A 14356-nucleotide genomic window follows, 5' to 3' on the forward strand; every position below is an offset into this window, starting at 1 on the left:
AAGGGGGACGCCGTGCTCGCACGCATCCTGACGTCCATTCGACGCCTGTCCTCCGGCGTCCTCACGCTCCTCGCCGCCGCTGCCATGGTGCTGGTGGCGGTGGAGCCCGCGCACGCCGACCCGACCAGCGCGTTCACCCCCGGCAAGGCCTGGACCGACAGCTCGGGCCGCACCCTTCAGATGCACGGACTGGGCATCGTCGAAGTGGGGTCCGCCTGGTACGCCTTCGGCGAGAACAAGACCGGCGAGAGTTCGGCGGACACGAGCTTCCAGTCCATCGACTGCTACCGGTCCACCGACCTGTCGCACTGGACCTACCAACGTACGGCGCTGAGCCGGCAGGCCGACGGTGACCTGGGGCCGGGCCGGGTGGTGGAGCGCCCCAAGGTCCTCTACAACGCCTCCACCGACACGTATGTGATGTACCTGCACATCGACAGCCCCTCCTACGGCGAGGCGAAGGTCGGCGTGGCCACCAGCAGGACTCCGTGCGGTGCCTACGACTACCGGGGAAGTTCGAGGCCACTGGGCGCCCAGAGCAAGGACATCGGGGTCTTCCAGGACACCGACGGATCCGGCTACCTGATGCGCAGGGATCCGGAGCAAGGCCTGCGCATCGAGAAGCTCTCGTCCGACTACCTCACCGTCACCGGTACGGTCCGGACCTTCCCCGACTACGAGTCCCCCGCGATGGTCAAGTCGGGGGGCCGTTACTACCTGCTCGCATCCAACCTGACGGGCTGGCGGACCAACGACAACGTCTACGCGACCGCCACCTCGCTCTCCGGCCCCTGGACTCCCTTCCGCACCTTCGCACCCCCCGGCACCATGACGTACAACTCGCAGACCGCCAACATCATCCCGGTGCAAGGCACCGCGGCCACCACCTTCATCTACGCGGGCGACCGCTGGAACACCGGCGATCTCGGCTCGTCCCCCCTGGTGTGGCTTCCCCTGACCATCAGCGGGACCACGGTGACGGTCAGCTGGCAGAACTCCTGGACGCTCGACACGGGGACCGGCACCTGGACGGGCACCTCCAACCCGGCCGACGCGGCCCGCCACCTCACCAGTGCCGCGAGCGGACACCTGATGGACGTGAGCGGCGGCGCCACCGCCAACGGAACGGGGGTCATCCAATGGCCCTCCACCGGAGGGCCGAACCAGCGATGGGCGCTCCATCGGATCCGCGAGAACGTCTACACCCTCGTCGGCGCCGACAGCGGCAAATGCCTGGAGGTACCGGGCCGGTCCGCGGCACAGGGCACCCGCCTCGACGTGTGGACCTGCGACAACGGCACCAACCAGCAGTGGGCGCTGCAGGCAGCCGGCACCTACTCCTCGTCCTCCAACGCCTCCTACGCCCTGGTCAACCTCAGCAGCGGCTTGGTGGCCGACGTGGCAAAGGAGTCCACCGCCCCCGGCGCGGCGCTCCAGCAGTGGGCCGCCACCGGCGGGACGAACCAGATCTGGAGCCTGAACTGAACGACGCGGCCCAGCCCGCCTGGACCTGCAACCAGGGCGTCGTCCCGGGCGCGGCGGGGTCATCGCACCCGGCCGGGTGGCTCCGCAGATCCCGACTCCGTCAGGGCGCGCTCCTCCAGGGCCCAGTACTGGGCCCTGGACCTCGGCCCGGACCCCGTCGTACGGCTCGCGGCCCACCCGGTGAGGAAGCCCACCGGCACGGACACGAGGCCGGTCGACTCCAGGGGGAACCAGGCGAAGTCGGCCCCGGGCAGGACGGCGGCTGCCGCGGCCGTGATGGCGAACTGGGCGAGGAAGGTGACTTCCCTTCCTTCCAACGCGACCGCGAGCACCACCGCCGGCGCGCCGACGGCGACCGCAGACCAGCGCAGAGTGCGCATCTCACCCGTAGCTCGCCGGTCGTACCCGTCTCTGCCGGCGAAGATGTCGTGCGCCAGAGAAGCTGCCGACGAAAGGGTCAGCGCGGCCGCCACCGTGAGGCTGGTCAGGAAGAACATGGATACGGTGAGGGCGATGGTCATGCCGTCGGCGGAGCCGTCGGCAGCCAGTCGTATGGCGGCTTCTTCATGTACCTCGGCCCGTACCGGTACGACGTGGACCATGGGTGAGCAGGGCTGGAGGGCAGGAGGCCGGTGCGATTCGTGCCTCGGTGCGGCGGGGGATTGCCCCGAGCCCGGGTCTGTCCCGTAGCGGGTGGTGAGACGGGCGCTCTTCAGGCCCGCGGCCGGCCTTCCGCTACCGGTCGCAGGGCATCCACCACGAGGTCCAGCAGCCGCCCCGTCAGCTCCGGGCTGTTGCCGGCCGTCGTGGACAGGAACACCCCGAGGAGCATCATCGTGACCTCGTCCGGCTCGACGTCCGCCCGTAGTGAGCCGGCCTGCGCCCCGGCGTCGAGGATGACCGCGATCGCCGCAGTGAGCCGTTCCCGGGTAGCCGGTGTCGCGATGGCGCCCGAGGCCCAGCCTGCGCGGAGGGTATCGGAAATGCCGCGTTTGGCCGCGAAGAACGCCGCGTAGCGGTCCATCCACGCACGCAGCGCTGCCTCGGGCGGCAGCGTGGAGAGCAGGGCCGGGGCGCTGGTGACGACGGCGTCGAGTTCGGCGGCATAGATGGCCTCGACGAGCGCTTCGCGGGTGGGGAAGTGACGGTAGAGCGTGCCGATCCCGACGCCGGCCTCGCGGGCGATGGCGTCGAGGGGGGCCTTGCCACTGGTCGCGGTGAAGGCATCGCGGGCGACTTCGAGCAGCCGCTCGCGATTGCGCCGGGCGTCGGCGCGGGCCGGGCGCCCAGCCGTGTTCGCTGATCCGTCGGGCGCGGTCGAGTCTGACGCGGTCAAAGCGGAGGCCCTCCGTTTAGTGTTACGGTCGGTGGTAACGGAGTCTCTCCGTTTACTTCCATCGTCTCATGAGAGCGGCCCTGCCATGACGTCCACCGCGCGATCTACCCAGCTCACGGCCACCGGAGCAGCACGAGTCGGCGGGCCCGGCGCGCTCGCGGGCCGCACCGTCTCCCGCGTCGGCTACGGCGCCATGCAGCTGCGGCGGTTGGATCGCGCTGCGGCGATCACGCTGTTGCGCCGCTCCGTCGAACTGGGCATTGATCACGTCGACACCGCCCACTTCTACGGCACGGGCTTCGTCAACGAGGTGATCGCCGCCGCCCTCCGCCCCGAGGACGACGTCCTGGTCGTCAGCAAGGTCGGGGCCGAACCCGCTGCGGGTGGTCCCGTCCCGCTGCGCCTCGCCCAGCGGCCCGAACAGCTGCGGGCCGGCGTAGAGGACAACCTCAAGAGCCTCGGATTCGAACAGATTCCCCTGGTCAACCTGCGCCGCGCCGACCACGGTCCCGGCCTGCGAGCCGAAGGCGACCAGATCGTCGACCTCGACGATCAGCTCGCCGTCATGGCCGAACTGCGGGACGAGGGAAAGATCGGCGCCATCGGTCTCAGCAGTGTCTCCCTCGACGGCCTGCGCCGAGCCCTCTCCGTGGGCATCGCCTGCGTGCAGAACGCCTACAGCCTGGTGTCGCGCGACGACGAGGACGTGCTGCGGCTCTGCCTCGCCGAGGACATCGCCTGGGTGCCGTACTTCCCGCTCGGCGGCGCCTACGCGGGCCTGCCGAAGGTCACCGACGAGCCCGCCGTCGCCGCAGCCGCGCAGGCGCTGGGCGTCGCCCCCGCCCAGATCGGCCTTGCCTGGCTGCTGCAGCACACCCCGAACACGCTCCTCATCCCCGGCACCGCCGACCTTGAGCACCTGCGGGCGAACACCGAGGCAGGCGCGATCACCCTCGATGAGGCCACTCTCGCCGCACTCGACGCCGTTCCCTCGCGCCCCGGCGACATCGAGGTCGGATAGCCCCGTTCGCCCGCACCACCACACCGGGAGGTCACCCTTGACACTGAACGCCGCCGAACGGCACCGCACGGGCGAGGAGTTCGCCCAGAACCTCGCACTGTCCGGGCTCACGCCCCACGACGTCGCCACCGATCTGGCCTTCACGCCGGAGCGGCTGCGCCGGACGCTCGACGTCGACCCCGCATCCGACCCCGTCGACGTATGGCAGCTGCGCGACTACCTCCGGCAGGCCGTCCTGGACGCCGGGGGTACGCCTGCCCCCTATACCGTGCTCAACGACCGCTCCCGGCTCAGGGCGCGCCTCTGGTTCCGACTGCGCGACGCCCCACGGCACGTCTTTACCAGGGCGTGAACCGGCCCAGGACCGCAGAGGAGCACGAGCTCACTCCCTCCTCGCACAGTGGAGCGCTTAGGCTGCCTCGCAGCGTCGGCACGGTGCGGGCCAGGACGCGGGAGGTCCGATGGAGCCGATGGGCCAACCGCAGGCCGACGATGTGCTCGCTTCGTGGGCGCCGGCCGGGATGGGAAGCATCGTCGTCGTCCTCGGCCGGGGCGTGGTGATCCACAAGGCGATCGTCTCGGGCAAGGCCGGTGCCGCCTCTTCGCGCGGTTGGAGACCGGCTTCTGCCGCGGGGCTCAGAGGGTAGTCGTGCGAGAACCGGTGCGAGTGCGCTGGTAGCGCGCGGGCGTGGTGCCGACGTGGCGTGTGAAGTGCCGGTTCAGGTGGGCTTGATCGTGCAGGCCAACAGTTGTGGCGACCTCGGCGGGTCGGTGGCCGTCGAGCAGAAGGCGACGTGCGTGTTCGATGCGCTTACCGGTGAGGTAGGCGTGTGGGGGCAGGCCGTATGCCTGTTTGAAGCAGCGGATCAGATGGGTGGGGTGGGCGTGCAGGGTGGCTGCGGCCTCGTGCAGGGAGAGGCCGGCGCGGGTTCGTGAGTCCAGCAGTTCTCGCAGCCCGGCGGCGAGGTGGTTCGTCTCACGCCCCGGTGCGCGGGGCTGGAGCGCGGTGAGGTGGAAGCGAAGCCGCTCTTGGATGAACGAGAGGCGCGACTCGGCTTCGAACCCGTCTCCGGCGTGGATCAGGGTGGTGTGCAGTTGGTCGATCCGCCGATGCAACAGCCCATCAGTGAGGACCGGAGTGTCCGCTGCCCGGCCGGCCAGACTCTGCGGGAGTACGGAGTCGTCAAGGTAGAGGTTGCGCTTGCGGAACCCGGACTCGGTAACGGTCCGGCCGTCATGGGGGACGCCGGGAGGCAGCAGGAGGACGCCGGCGCTGCCGGTCGCCCCGTGGCGGCGACCGTCCAGGCCGAAGTCCACCGAGCCGTCGTCGAGGATCATCAGGTCCCACGTGTCGTGGGTGTGGGCCGGGTAGGCGTGGTCGGTGAAGTGTGCGTGGAACACCTCCGCCCCGGCGGAAGTCCTTCGCGGCCCGGAGTGCGCCTCCAGGGTGAGCATGCCGGCCGGCCCCGGGTGGTGCGGGGCTGCCGCCTGCCGGGATGAGACGGGCAGGCACGCCATCACTGGCGTCGCAGCCTCCGCCGGAGCACCAGGAGGTCGATGCCGGCGGTCGCGGCGAGGAGGGCGCACACCCCTGCGAGAACGGCCAGCTCCGTGCGGGTCGGTGTGTCGCCGGGACCGGCGGCAGCCGCCCCGAGGGCGAGCAGCACCGCGGCCACCACGAAGACCGACAGAGCCGTCGTGGCGAGAATTCTCCTGAGGCGCAGCGCACTGCGAGCGTTTGCGGGTTCCGTGCCTCGTCGCATCCGAATCTCGCGCTCCTCCGGCGTGTCGTGTCAGCCCTTGGCCACCGTAGCGGTCAGGAGTCTGCCTGGACGGTGCCGGCGGTCTCCCGGAACGCCGGAATGCGCAGTGGCGCTGGAGCTGCCCGGGGACCGAGAGCAGGAGGCGGCATCGTGCATTGGGGTGAAACCGGCAGCGCGTAGACGGTTCGGCATCGCACATGTCGCCGTTGCGCAGCCGCCACCGCTGCCTCCACTCGCGGTCCACGGCCGAACGAGGTCAAGCGGGCCGGAGATGTGATGGATCGCCCGGATCAGGGAACTCGTCTCCCGTCGCACGGTCTCTCCCCCTCGCACCCGTACGAAAGGCCCGGCCATGCCCACCCGACCGACCACGCTCGATTCCAGCAGCGACCTGCACCAGATCTTCGAGCTTGCCCAGCAACTGCGCGTGGACTCCGTTCGGTCCAGCACGTCCGCGGGTTCGGGGCACCCCACCTCCAGTCTCTCGGCGGCCGATCTGATGGCCGTCCTGCTAGCCCGCCACCTGCACTACGACTGGTCGGCGCCGGACAATCCCGCCGGTGACCACCTGATCTTCTCCAAGGGGCACGCGTCACCCCTCCTCTACGCCATGTTCAAGGCCGTCGGAGTCGTCGGTGACGAGGAGCTGATGACCACCTACCGCCGATTCGGTCACCGCCTCCAGGGCCACCCCACCCCGGTGCTGCCCTGGGTGGACCTGGCCACCGGCTCGCTGGGCCAGGGCATCGCGTACGGGGTCGGCATCGCGCTGGCCGGCCGGGACCTGGAGAAACAGCCCTACCGGGTATGGGTGCTCTGCGGGGACAGCGAGATGAGCGAGGGTTCCGTCTGGGAGGCGCTCGACAAGGCGGGACGGCACCAGCTGGCCAACTTCACCGCGATCGTCGACGTGAACAGGCTCGGCCAGAGCGGACCGACCGAGCTGCAGTGGGACACGGCTGCCTACGCGCGGCGGGCGGAGGCATTCGGCTGCCGGGCCGTCGTGGTCGACGGCCACGACCTCGAAGCGGTCGACCGGGCCCTGACCACGGCCGCCGACGGGCAGGCGCCCACCGTCATCGTCGCGAGGACCGTGAAGGGCCAGGGCGTCAGCGAGGTCGCCGACCAGGAAGGCTGGCACGGCAAACCGCTGCCAGAGGATCTGGCCGAGCGGGCCGTGGCGGAACTGGGCGGCATCCGCGATCTCCGGGTGCGCGGCCCCCGGCCCCCGGAGGCCACGCCCGTCCCGGCCCCGGCAGCGGGTCCGGTGGAGCTGCCCCGCTATGACGTGGGGGACGAAGTCGCCACCCGGGTCGCCTTCGGCAAGGCACTGGCTGCCCTCGGGGCCCGCCCCGACGTGGTCGCCCTGGACGCCGAGGTCGGCAACTCGACGCACGCGGAGGACTTCAAGAAGGCCCACCCGGAGCGCTACTTCCAGACCTACATCGCCGAACAGCAGATGATCGCCACCGCCGTCGGCATGGCCGTGCGCGGCTACCGCCCCTACGCCACCACTTTCGCCGCCTTCCTCACCCGGGCACACGACTTCATCCGGATGGCCGCCGTCTCCGGGGTCACCATGGCCCTGTGCGGGACCCACAGCGGTGTGGAGATCGGGGCCGACGGCCCGTCCCAGATGGGTGTCGAGGACCTCGCGATGATGCGTGCCGTCCTCGGATCCACCGTCCTCTACCCGTCCGACGCGACCTCGGCCGCCGCCCTGACGGCCGCCATGGCCGACATCGACGGCATCTCGTACCTGCGCACCACCCGCGGCGCCTATCCGGTCCTCTACGACGGGGACGAAACCTTCCAGCCCGGAGGCTCCAAGACCCTGCGCGCAGGTGACGGCGACCAGGTCACCCTGATCGGCGCCGGTGTGACCCTGCACGAGTGCCTGGCCGCCGCCGACGAACTCGCCGCCGATGGCATCCCGGCCCGCGTGATCGACCTGTACTCGGTCAAGCCCGTCGACGCCGGGACCCTGCACCGCGCGGCCTCGGACACGGGAGCCCTGGTCGTCGTCGAAGACCACCATCCCGAAGGCGGTATCGGCGAGGCGGTCCTCTCGGCACTCGCGACGTCCGGCGGCAACCCGCGCTTCGCCCACCTCGCCGTCACCGGCCTGCCGGGATCGGGCACCCCGCAGGAGCTCCTCGACGCGGCCGGGATCTCCCGCTCCCACATCGCCGACTCGGCCCGCGGTCTGGTCGGGCGCCGCTGACATGCGGTCAGGGAGCGTTCTTCCGCCATGTCTCGCTCAGGGTCACAAGGGACCCGAGGCTTTGAGTTCGGTCCCGTCCCGTTGGTGCGGTTCAGGAGGATCAGCACGCGATCGAGGAGCTTGCTCACGTTCTGAATGCCCGGTTCGAGCCCTCGTCGGTGGACGAAGGCGGTGAGTTCAACGACGACGTGGGCGAAGCAGTAGGCAAGGGCGCCGGGCCCGGCGGCCCGTTCGCCGACGGTACTGAGGATGTCCATCGTGCTGATGCTGCGGTCACTCGGCCTTCGCCGCGACCGGGTACGAACTCCTGAATCCGGTAGCCGAAGCCTTCTGAGGTGGCGCCTACGGCAAGCCAGGCCGGGGTGGGACATCCAGTGGAGCGGATCTTCGGGACACCGCCGGCGGCACGGGCGATCTGTGCGGCCCAGCTGCGGTCGGGGCTCCATTTCAACACCGCCTGCTGCCGAGCTGCTCGCCCGGCGGCTACCCCGGGCTGCCCATTCTTCCGGCGGATGGTGGTCTCGGGCCGGGAGGAACTGCTGCCGGAGGAAACCGCGGAGGCCAGGGCCCAGCTGGAAGTCGAGTTGGACTGGCGCGTGCGTACCGTCCGGGTCGGGCCGGTGGAACCGACTGTGGCGGGAAACTCTGAATGGTGGTTCACTTTTTATATGGCCTACCGCAAGACCCCAGCCGAAATCAGTCGGCTCGAAGCCGCCAGAGAGCACCTGATCACCTGTGCCACCTCGGTGATCACGGAAGTGGGCTGGTCACAGGCGTCCGTCACCGCCGTCGCCGACTCGGCGGGCATCGCGGCCGGTTCCGTCTACCAGCACTTCGCGTCCAAGACCGCCCTCGCCGTCGAGGTGTTCCGGCGCGCCGCCGGGCGCGAGGTCGACGTACTGGGCGAGGTGCTCCAGGGGCCGGGCGACCCCGTCGGGCGGATCGGACGCGGCGTCGAGGTCTTCGCCCGCCGCGCCCTGGAGAACCGAGGGCTGGCCTACGCGCTGCTCGCCGCCCCCGCAGAGCCGGCGGTCGGCGCCGAACGCCTCGAATTCCGCCGCCGCTACCGCGCCCTGTTCGCCCAGGTCGTGCACGAGGGCATCGAGTCCGGCCTGCTGCCCGCCCAGAACGGCGAGATCACCGCGGCCGCGCTCACCGGGGCGATCGGTGAAGTGCTCGTCGACCCGCTCGGCGCCCGCGACGAGAAGGCCGCGGAGGCGCTCCTCGCCGAACTCGTCGCCATGGCGTTGCGCTGCGCGGGCGCCCCGCCCCCCGCAGCCCTGACCGGACCCGCGCGAACCCCTGCCTCCCGTCCATCCCACTCGGAGGAAAACCGTGACCACGACCGACGCCCCCCGCAGCCACCCCACCGCCCTGACTCACGAAGTAACGAACCAGACACCGCCGTTGACCGGCCATGACGTCGCGGACGACGCCGTGCTGCTGGAGGGCGTGCGCCGCGAGGGCGCCGAGTGGCACACCGGGGAACTGCACCGCCTCGGCCGCCTCGTCGGCAGCGAGGAGGCGCAGGGCTGGGCCGACCAGGCCAATGACCACGAACCCGTCCTGCGCACCCACGACCGCTACGGACACCGCGTCGACGAGGTCGAGTTCCACCCCGCCTACCACCACCTGATGGACACCTCGGTGGGCGCAGGCCTGGCCGGAGCCGCCTGGGCCGACGAGCGACCGGGCGCCCACGTGGCCCGCGCGGCGGGCTTCATGCTGATGACGACCCTGGAACCGGGGCACCTGTGCCCGGTCTCCATGACGTACGCCGTGGTCCCGGCGCTGCGCCACTCACCCGACCTGGCCAAGACGTACGAGCCGCTGCTCACCAGCCGGGTCTACGAGTCCGGCCTGCGCACCCCGGCCGAGAAGCCCGGACTGCTCGCCGGGATGGGCATGACGGAGAAGCAGGGCGGCACCGACGTGCGCGCCAACACCACCGCGGCCACCGAAGCGGCCGACGGAACCTGGCGGCTGCGCGGGCACAAGTGGTTCACCAGCGCGCCGATGAACGACCTCTTCCTCGTGCTCGCCCAGTCGCCCGGCGGGCTCTCCTGCTTCCTGGTGCCGCGCGTACTGCCGGACGGCAGCCGCAACACCTTCCGCATCCAGCGGCTCAAGGACAAGCTCGGCAACCGCGCCAACGCCAGCAGCGAGCCCGAGTTCGACGACACGGTGGCCTGGCTCGTCGGCACCGAGGGCAAGGGCGTACGCACCATCATCGACATGGTCACCATGACGCGCCTGGACTGCGTCCTGGGTTCCGCCGCCGGTACCCGGGCCGCCCTCGCCCAGGCCGCCCACCACGCCCGCCACCGCTCGGTGTTCGGCGCCAGGCTGATCGACCAGCCCCTCATGCGCAACGTACTCGGTGACCTCTCCGTGGAGTCGGAGGCCGCGACGACGCTGGCGCTGCGGCTGGCCGGCGCCGCCGACCGGGCGCAGCGGGGCGATACCGGGGAGCGCGCGTTCCTGCGGCTCGCCACGGCCGTCAGCAAGTACTGGGTCTGCAAGCGCCAGCCCGTCGCGGTGGCCGAAGCGCTGGAATGCCTCGGCGGCAACGGATACGTCGAGGAGTCGGGGATGCCGCGCCTCTACCGGGAGGCCCCGCTCAACGGCATCTGGGAGGGCTCCGGCAATGTGAACGCCCTCGACCTGCTGCGGGCGCTGGCCCGTGAGCCCGAGTCCTTCGAGGCCTTCCACGCCGAGATCGACGCCGCCGCCGGCGCCGACCGGCGACTGGACGCCGCCTGGCAGGACCTGCGCGGCGAACTCGTGCTCACCGAGGACGCCCCGCTGCGCGCCCGCCGTCTCATCGAACGCGCCGCGCTCGTGCTCCAGGGCTCACTCCTCGTCCGGCACGCCCCGGCCCCGGTCGCGGACGCCTTCTGCGCGTCCCGGCTGGACGGGGACCGGGGCCTGGCGTTCGGCACCCTCGCGCCGGGTACGGACTTCGCCGGACTGCTGGAGCGGCTCCCCGCCTGAGACCGGGGAGACGGAGGAGATGGGGGAGACGTGGGAGACGGGGGTGGGGACAGACGCGCCCCCGTCTCAGGCGACCTCGTCCATCAGGCGGCGCGCGTCGGCCGCGTGACGGATCCCCGCCGGATACGGCAGCGCCCGTACCAGTTCCTCGGCCCGCTCCAGGGCCTCCCGCGCGGCCGCGTGCTCCGCGAGCCGGAACAGGGCCACGGCCAGGGCGATCCGGGCGTCCGCCTCGGCGATCCGCTCGCCGGTCCGCGCCGCCCGCTCGACCTCCGCGTGCGCGATCCGCCACGCCGGTCCGGCATGTCCCGCCCGCAGTCGCCCCCAGGCGGCCAGCACCGGGGCCTCCTCCGCGAAGCCGTCCACGGCGCTGAGCGCATCGCCCGGAAGACCGGCGAGCAGGGCGAGTTCGGCACGGGCCGTGCGGACCTCGCGGCCGGCCTGCCGGTCCACCATCCCCACGGCGGACCGCTCGGCCCGGTCCAGCAGGTCCGCCGCTTCCGAGGGCTCTCCGGTGCGTATCCGCACCAGGGCCAGCGTCGCCAGGGTGTAGGGCAGACACCACGCGTCGTCCGGTTCCGCGCTCGCCACCGCCGCCTCCGCGAGCATCCGCGCGGTGGTGAACTCTTCGAGCAGCAGGAAGAGTTCGGCGAGGTTCGCCCGCTCGAACGCGGCCGCGATCGGATCGCCCGACTGCTCGGCGAGATCGAGGGCGCGCTCTCCCATGGCCACCGCCTCGCGCAGCCGGCCGCCCCGCCGGCGGTTCTCCCGCAAGGTCGACAGGACCGAGCCGAGCAGGGTCGGATCCCCGTACTCCTCGGCCGGAGCGAGCGCCTGGCCGGCCGCCGTACGCGCCTCGTCCAGCCGCCCGTTGAGGCCCAGGTTGCTGGCCTGGAGGGCGTACGAGCGCGCCACGAGCCCCTGCCCCTGTTTTCCTGACACCCGCAGCGCGACCGCGAGCGCCTGCCGGGCGGCCAGGTAGCCCTCCTCGTACCGCCCCTGGATCTTGCAGATCATGGAGAGCGCGAGGTAGTGCCCGGCGGCCGGCTCCACCGGGGTGTCCTCGGTCACCGGATGCTCGCCCAGTACCTGCCTGCCGGAGTCCGGGCCCCCCGCCCGCGCCAGTGCGTCGGCCAGCCAGGCGGCGGTGAGTACGACGTCCTCGTGGTCGCCCCGGCGGGCGAACTCGTCCAGCGCGAGCCGCAGCACCTCGGCCGCCTCACCGAAGTTGCCCATCCGGCAGAGCACCTGGCTGTGCGCGAGGCGGGCACGGGCCGCGTCCACGTCGAGCCGTGCCACCAGGTCCCGGTAGTAGCGGTCCGCGGTGTCGTTGGCGAAGAGGGCCGCGGCCCGTGCGGCGGCCCTGCGCAGGTACTCGGCGGCGCGCGGATCGTCGGCGTGCGCGAAGTGCGAGGCGAGGGTGTCGACGGCGTCGGGGCGGCGGCGCAGCACCGCCTGGGCGAACGCGCCGTGCAACTGCCTGCGGCGGACGGCGGAGAGCTCCTCGTAGCAGGTGAGACGGACCAGGGGGTGCCGGAAGATCAGCCCGGCCTCGTGCTGGCCCGCCAGCACGATATCGCGCTCCTCGACGAGGGAGGCGCCGATGGCGTGCTCCAGCGCGTCGGTGGCGGCGCCGCCGGAGACCGGCGGATGGAGTCCGTGCGCGGCGACGTCGAGCAGTTCCGACAGGGCGGTCTCTGGCCCCGCGACGGAGAGCGCCTCGACGATGCGCCGCGTGTCGGGGTCGAGCCGGCCCAGGCGCTCCGCCACCAGCTGCCGGATTCCGTCCGGCGCCGGGACACCGGGCACGTCCTCCGCCAGTCCGTGGGCGAGCTCCACGGCGAACAGCGGATTGCCGAGGGAGAGTTCCCACACCCGGTTCAGCCGTTCGTCCTTCGCGACGTCACCGGCCGGGGCGTCGGGTCCCGGCGCCGGATGCCGCGCGGCGGGCAGCAGCACCGTGTCGCGCACCACCGCGAGACAGGCCTCCTGGCTCAGCCGCCCCACCTCCTCGCGCGTGGCCAGCCCCTGGCGCAGCAGTGACGTCAGCCCGGTCCTGCGCGGATCGCCGTCGGGTATCTCCTCCTCGCGGCACGTCACCAGGAACCGGGGGCCGCCCGTCTGTGCCGCCCTCCGCGCCAAGTGGCTCAGCAGCTGGAACGAGCCCTCGTCCGCCGCGTGCAGGTCGTCCAGGACGATCAGCACCGGCTGCACGGAGGACAGTTCGCCGAGCAGCCCGGCCGTGGCGCGGAACAGCCGGTCCCGCTCCTCCTCCGGGCTCCGCTCCTCGTCCGCGCGCACCCGGCCCAGCGCCGGGAGGAACGCGGCCAGCTCCGGGTACTCCGTGCCGACCCCGGCCCGTTGGTCCGGGTCGCGTTCGGCCAGCCATCCGTCGAGCGCCTCCGCGAACGCCCCGTACGGCGTGTGCCCCTCCGCGTCGTGCCCGCCGCCCCACAGCACCGCCGTACCGGATGCGGCGGCCCGCCGCGCCACCTCGCCCACCAGCCGGGTCTTGCCCACCCCCGCCTCGCCGGTCAGCAGCCTCACGACCGCGGGGCCGTCCGCCGCGAGCAGCCGTTGCAGGACGGCCTCGCGTCCGCGCAGCGGGGTCGTCACAGGGACCCGCAGGACGGCCGGCAGGGACGGTGCGGACGGTACGAGCGGAAGCTCCGCCGCCAGTGCGACTCGGTGCAGACGCTCTGTCTCCGCGCCCGGCCGCACCCCCAGCTCCGCGTCCAGTGCGGCCCGGCACACGTGGTACTGCCGCACCGCGCGACGCCGCAGCCCCTGCCGGGTGTACACGTCGATGAGGATGCGGTGCGCCAGCTCCTCGGCGGGACTCGATTCGAGCACCCGCTCGGCGGCGGCCGCCGCCTCCGGCACCGCGCCCGCCTCCAGATGTGCCGAGGCGAGCCCGAGCAGCACCCGCTCCTTCAGCTCCGCGAGCTGCGAGCGACGGCCCTCGGCCCAGTCGGCGTAACGGTCCTCGGGCAGCAGTTCGCCGGAGAACCACTCCAGGGCCCGCGCCAGCTCCGCCACGCCGCCGCTCGCCAGCGCGTCGAGCGCGTCCCGTTCGGCCTGGTCCGCGTCGATCCACACCGTTTCCGGGTTCAGGAACAGCAGCGCGCCCTCGGCGACCAGGTAGGAGGACGTGGCGCGCGAGGCGAGTTCGGGCTCCAGGATCCGGCGCGCCGAGTGGAGAGCGACGCGCAGGCTGCCCTGTGCCGCGTGCGGCTCTGCGCCGGGCCAGCAGATGTCGATGACCTGCTCGCGGTGCAGGCGGTGTTCCGGCACCACGGCGAGCAGCTTCACCAGGGCCTGTGCGGTCAGTCTCGGCCAGCGTTCTGCGGGCGCCGCGCCGGACTCCCGGGTGACCCGAAAACCGCCGAAAAGGTGCAGGTTCAAACGTGGCGCCACGGGATCGGTGCCGGTGGTACGTCGTGCGTTCATGAGGGCGCAACTGTAACCGAGCATGCCGAGGACCCCCGGGCGCGGCCCGGGAGTCCTCAGTGGTCAACGCATGCACGGGTCGT

General features: G+C 72.0%; 11 protein-coding genes and 1 pseudogene. 7 read left to right on the plus strand and 5 right to left on the minus strand.

Translation table 11 applies throughout. From position 1 onward, the window contains the following. The first annotated feature begins 12 nt into the window (after positions 1-12). Complete coding sequence (locus OG892_RS37030) at positions 13-1485, plus strand: RICIN domain-containing protein (protein WP_371631365.1); 1473 nt, start codon at positions 13-15, stop codon at positions 1483-1485. 59 nt (positions 1486-1544) lie between these two features. Here OG892_RS37030 and OG892_RS37035 read toward each other — a convergent pair whose 3' ends face one another. After that, the gene (locus OG892_RS37035) at positions 1545-2087 is read right to left on the minus strand and encodes a hypothetical protein (protein WP_371631366.1); all 543 of its coding nucleotides are present in this window, start codon (positions 2085-2087) and stop codon (positions 1545-1547) included. 110 nt (positions 2088-2197) lie between these two features. Continuing rightward, positions 2198-2821 carry a TetR/AcrR family transcriptional regulator gene (locus OG892_RS37040; protein ID WP_371631367.1) on the minus strand — a complete coding sequence of 208 codons (624 nt, stop codon included), beginning with the start codon at positions 2819-2821 and terminating at the stop codon, positions 2198-2200. Between the two features lie 85 nt (positions 2822-2906). On the opposite strand from OG892_RS37040, the gene OG892_RS37045 reads away from it, so the two are divergent. The 3 genes from OG892_RS37045 to OG892_RS37055 all read left to right on the plus strand — a co-directional run bounded on the left by OG892_RS37045 (position 2907) and on the right by OG892_RS37055 (position 4489). Continuing rightward, positions 2907-3842, plus strand: coding sequence for an aldo/keto reductase (locus OG892_RS37045; RefSeq protein ID WP_371631368.1), 936 nt, complete (start codon positions 2907-2909; stop codon positions 3840-3842). A 37-nt stretch (positions 3843-3879) separates the two neighbouring features. After that, the gene (locus OG892_RS37050) at positions 3880-4194 is read left to right on the plus strand and encodes a DUF2316 family protein (protein ID WP_371631369.1); all 315 of its coding nucleotides are present in this window, start codon (positions 3880-3882) and stop codon (positions 4192-4194) included. A 118-nt stretch (positions 4195-4312) separates the two neighbouring features. After that, positions 4313-4489 carry a hypothetical protein gene (locus tag OG892_RS37055; protein ID WP_371631370.1) on the plus strand — a complete coding sequence of 59 codons (177 nt, stop codon included), beginning with the start codon at positions 4313-4315 and terminating at the stop codon, positions 4487-4489. Here OG892_RS37055 and OG892_RS37060 read toward each other — a convergent pair. Both OG892_RS37060 and OG892_RS37065 read right to left on the minus strand, forming a co-directional pair. Further along, entirely contained in the window at positions 4479-5297 is an 819-nt protein-coding gene (locus OG892_RS37060; RefSeq protein ID WP_073734700.1) for an AraC family transcriptional regulator, read from the minus strand. The genes OG892_RS37055 and OG892_RS37060 overlap by 11 nt on opposite strands. Before the next feature lie 62 nt (positions 5298-5359). Next, on the minus strand, positions 5360-5605 hold the full coding sequence (locus tag OG892_RS37065; protein ID WP_073734071.1) for a DUF6343 family protein: 246 nt from the start codon (positions 5603-5605) through the stop codon (positions 5360-5362). Between the two features lie 352 nt (positions 5606-5957). Between OG892_RS37065 and OG892_RS37070 the strand changes: the two genes are divergently transcribed. The 3 genes and pseudogenes from OG892_RS37070 to OG892_RS37080 all read left to right on the plus strand — a co-directional run bounded on the left by OG892_RS37070 (position 5958) and on the right by OG892_RS37080 (position 10823). Next, a complete protein-coding gene (locus OG892_RS37070; protein WP_371631371.1) occupies positions 5958-7829 on the plus strand; it encodes a transketolase in 1872 nt (623 codons plus the stop codon). A 668-nt stretch (positions 7830-8497) separates the two neighbouring features. Beyond that, a pseudogene (locus OG892_RS37075) lies at positions 8498-9100 on the plus strand (TetR/AcrR family transcriptional regulator); the annotation flags it as partial. A 64-nt stretch (positions 9101-9164) separates the two neighbouring features. Then, entirely contained in the window at positions 9165-10823 is a 1659-nt protein-coding gene (locus OG892_RS37080) for an acyl-CoA dehydrogenase family protein (RefSeq protein ID WP_371631372.1), read from the plus strand. A 66-nt stretch (positions 10824-10889) separates the two neighbouring features. On the opposite strand, the gene OG892_RS37085 is transcribed toward OG892_RS37080, so the two are convergent. Further along, the gene (locus OG892_RS37085; protein WP_371631373.1) at positions 10890-14273 is read right to left on the minus strand and encodes an AAA family ATPase; all 3384 of its coding nucleotides are present in this window, start codon (positions 14271-14273) and stop codon (positions 10890-10892) included. Between the last annotated feature and the right edge of the window lie 83 nt (positions 14274-14356).

The organism is Streptomyces sp. NBC_00341 (assembly GCF_041435055.1).
In the GTDB taxonomy this organism is placed as follows: domain Bacteria; phylum Actinomycetota; class Actinomycetes; order Streptomycetales; family Streptomycetaceae; genus Streptomyces.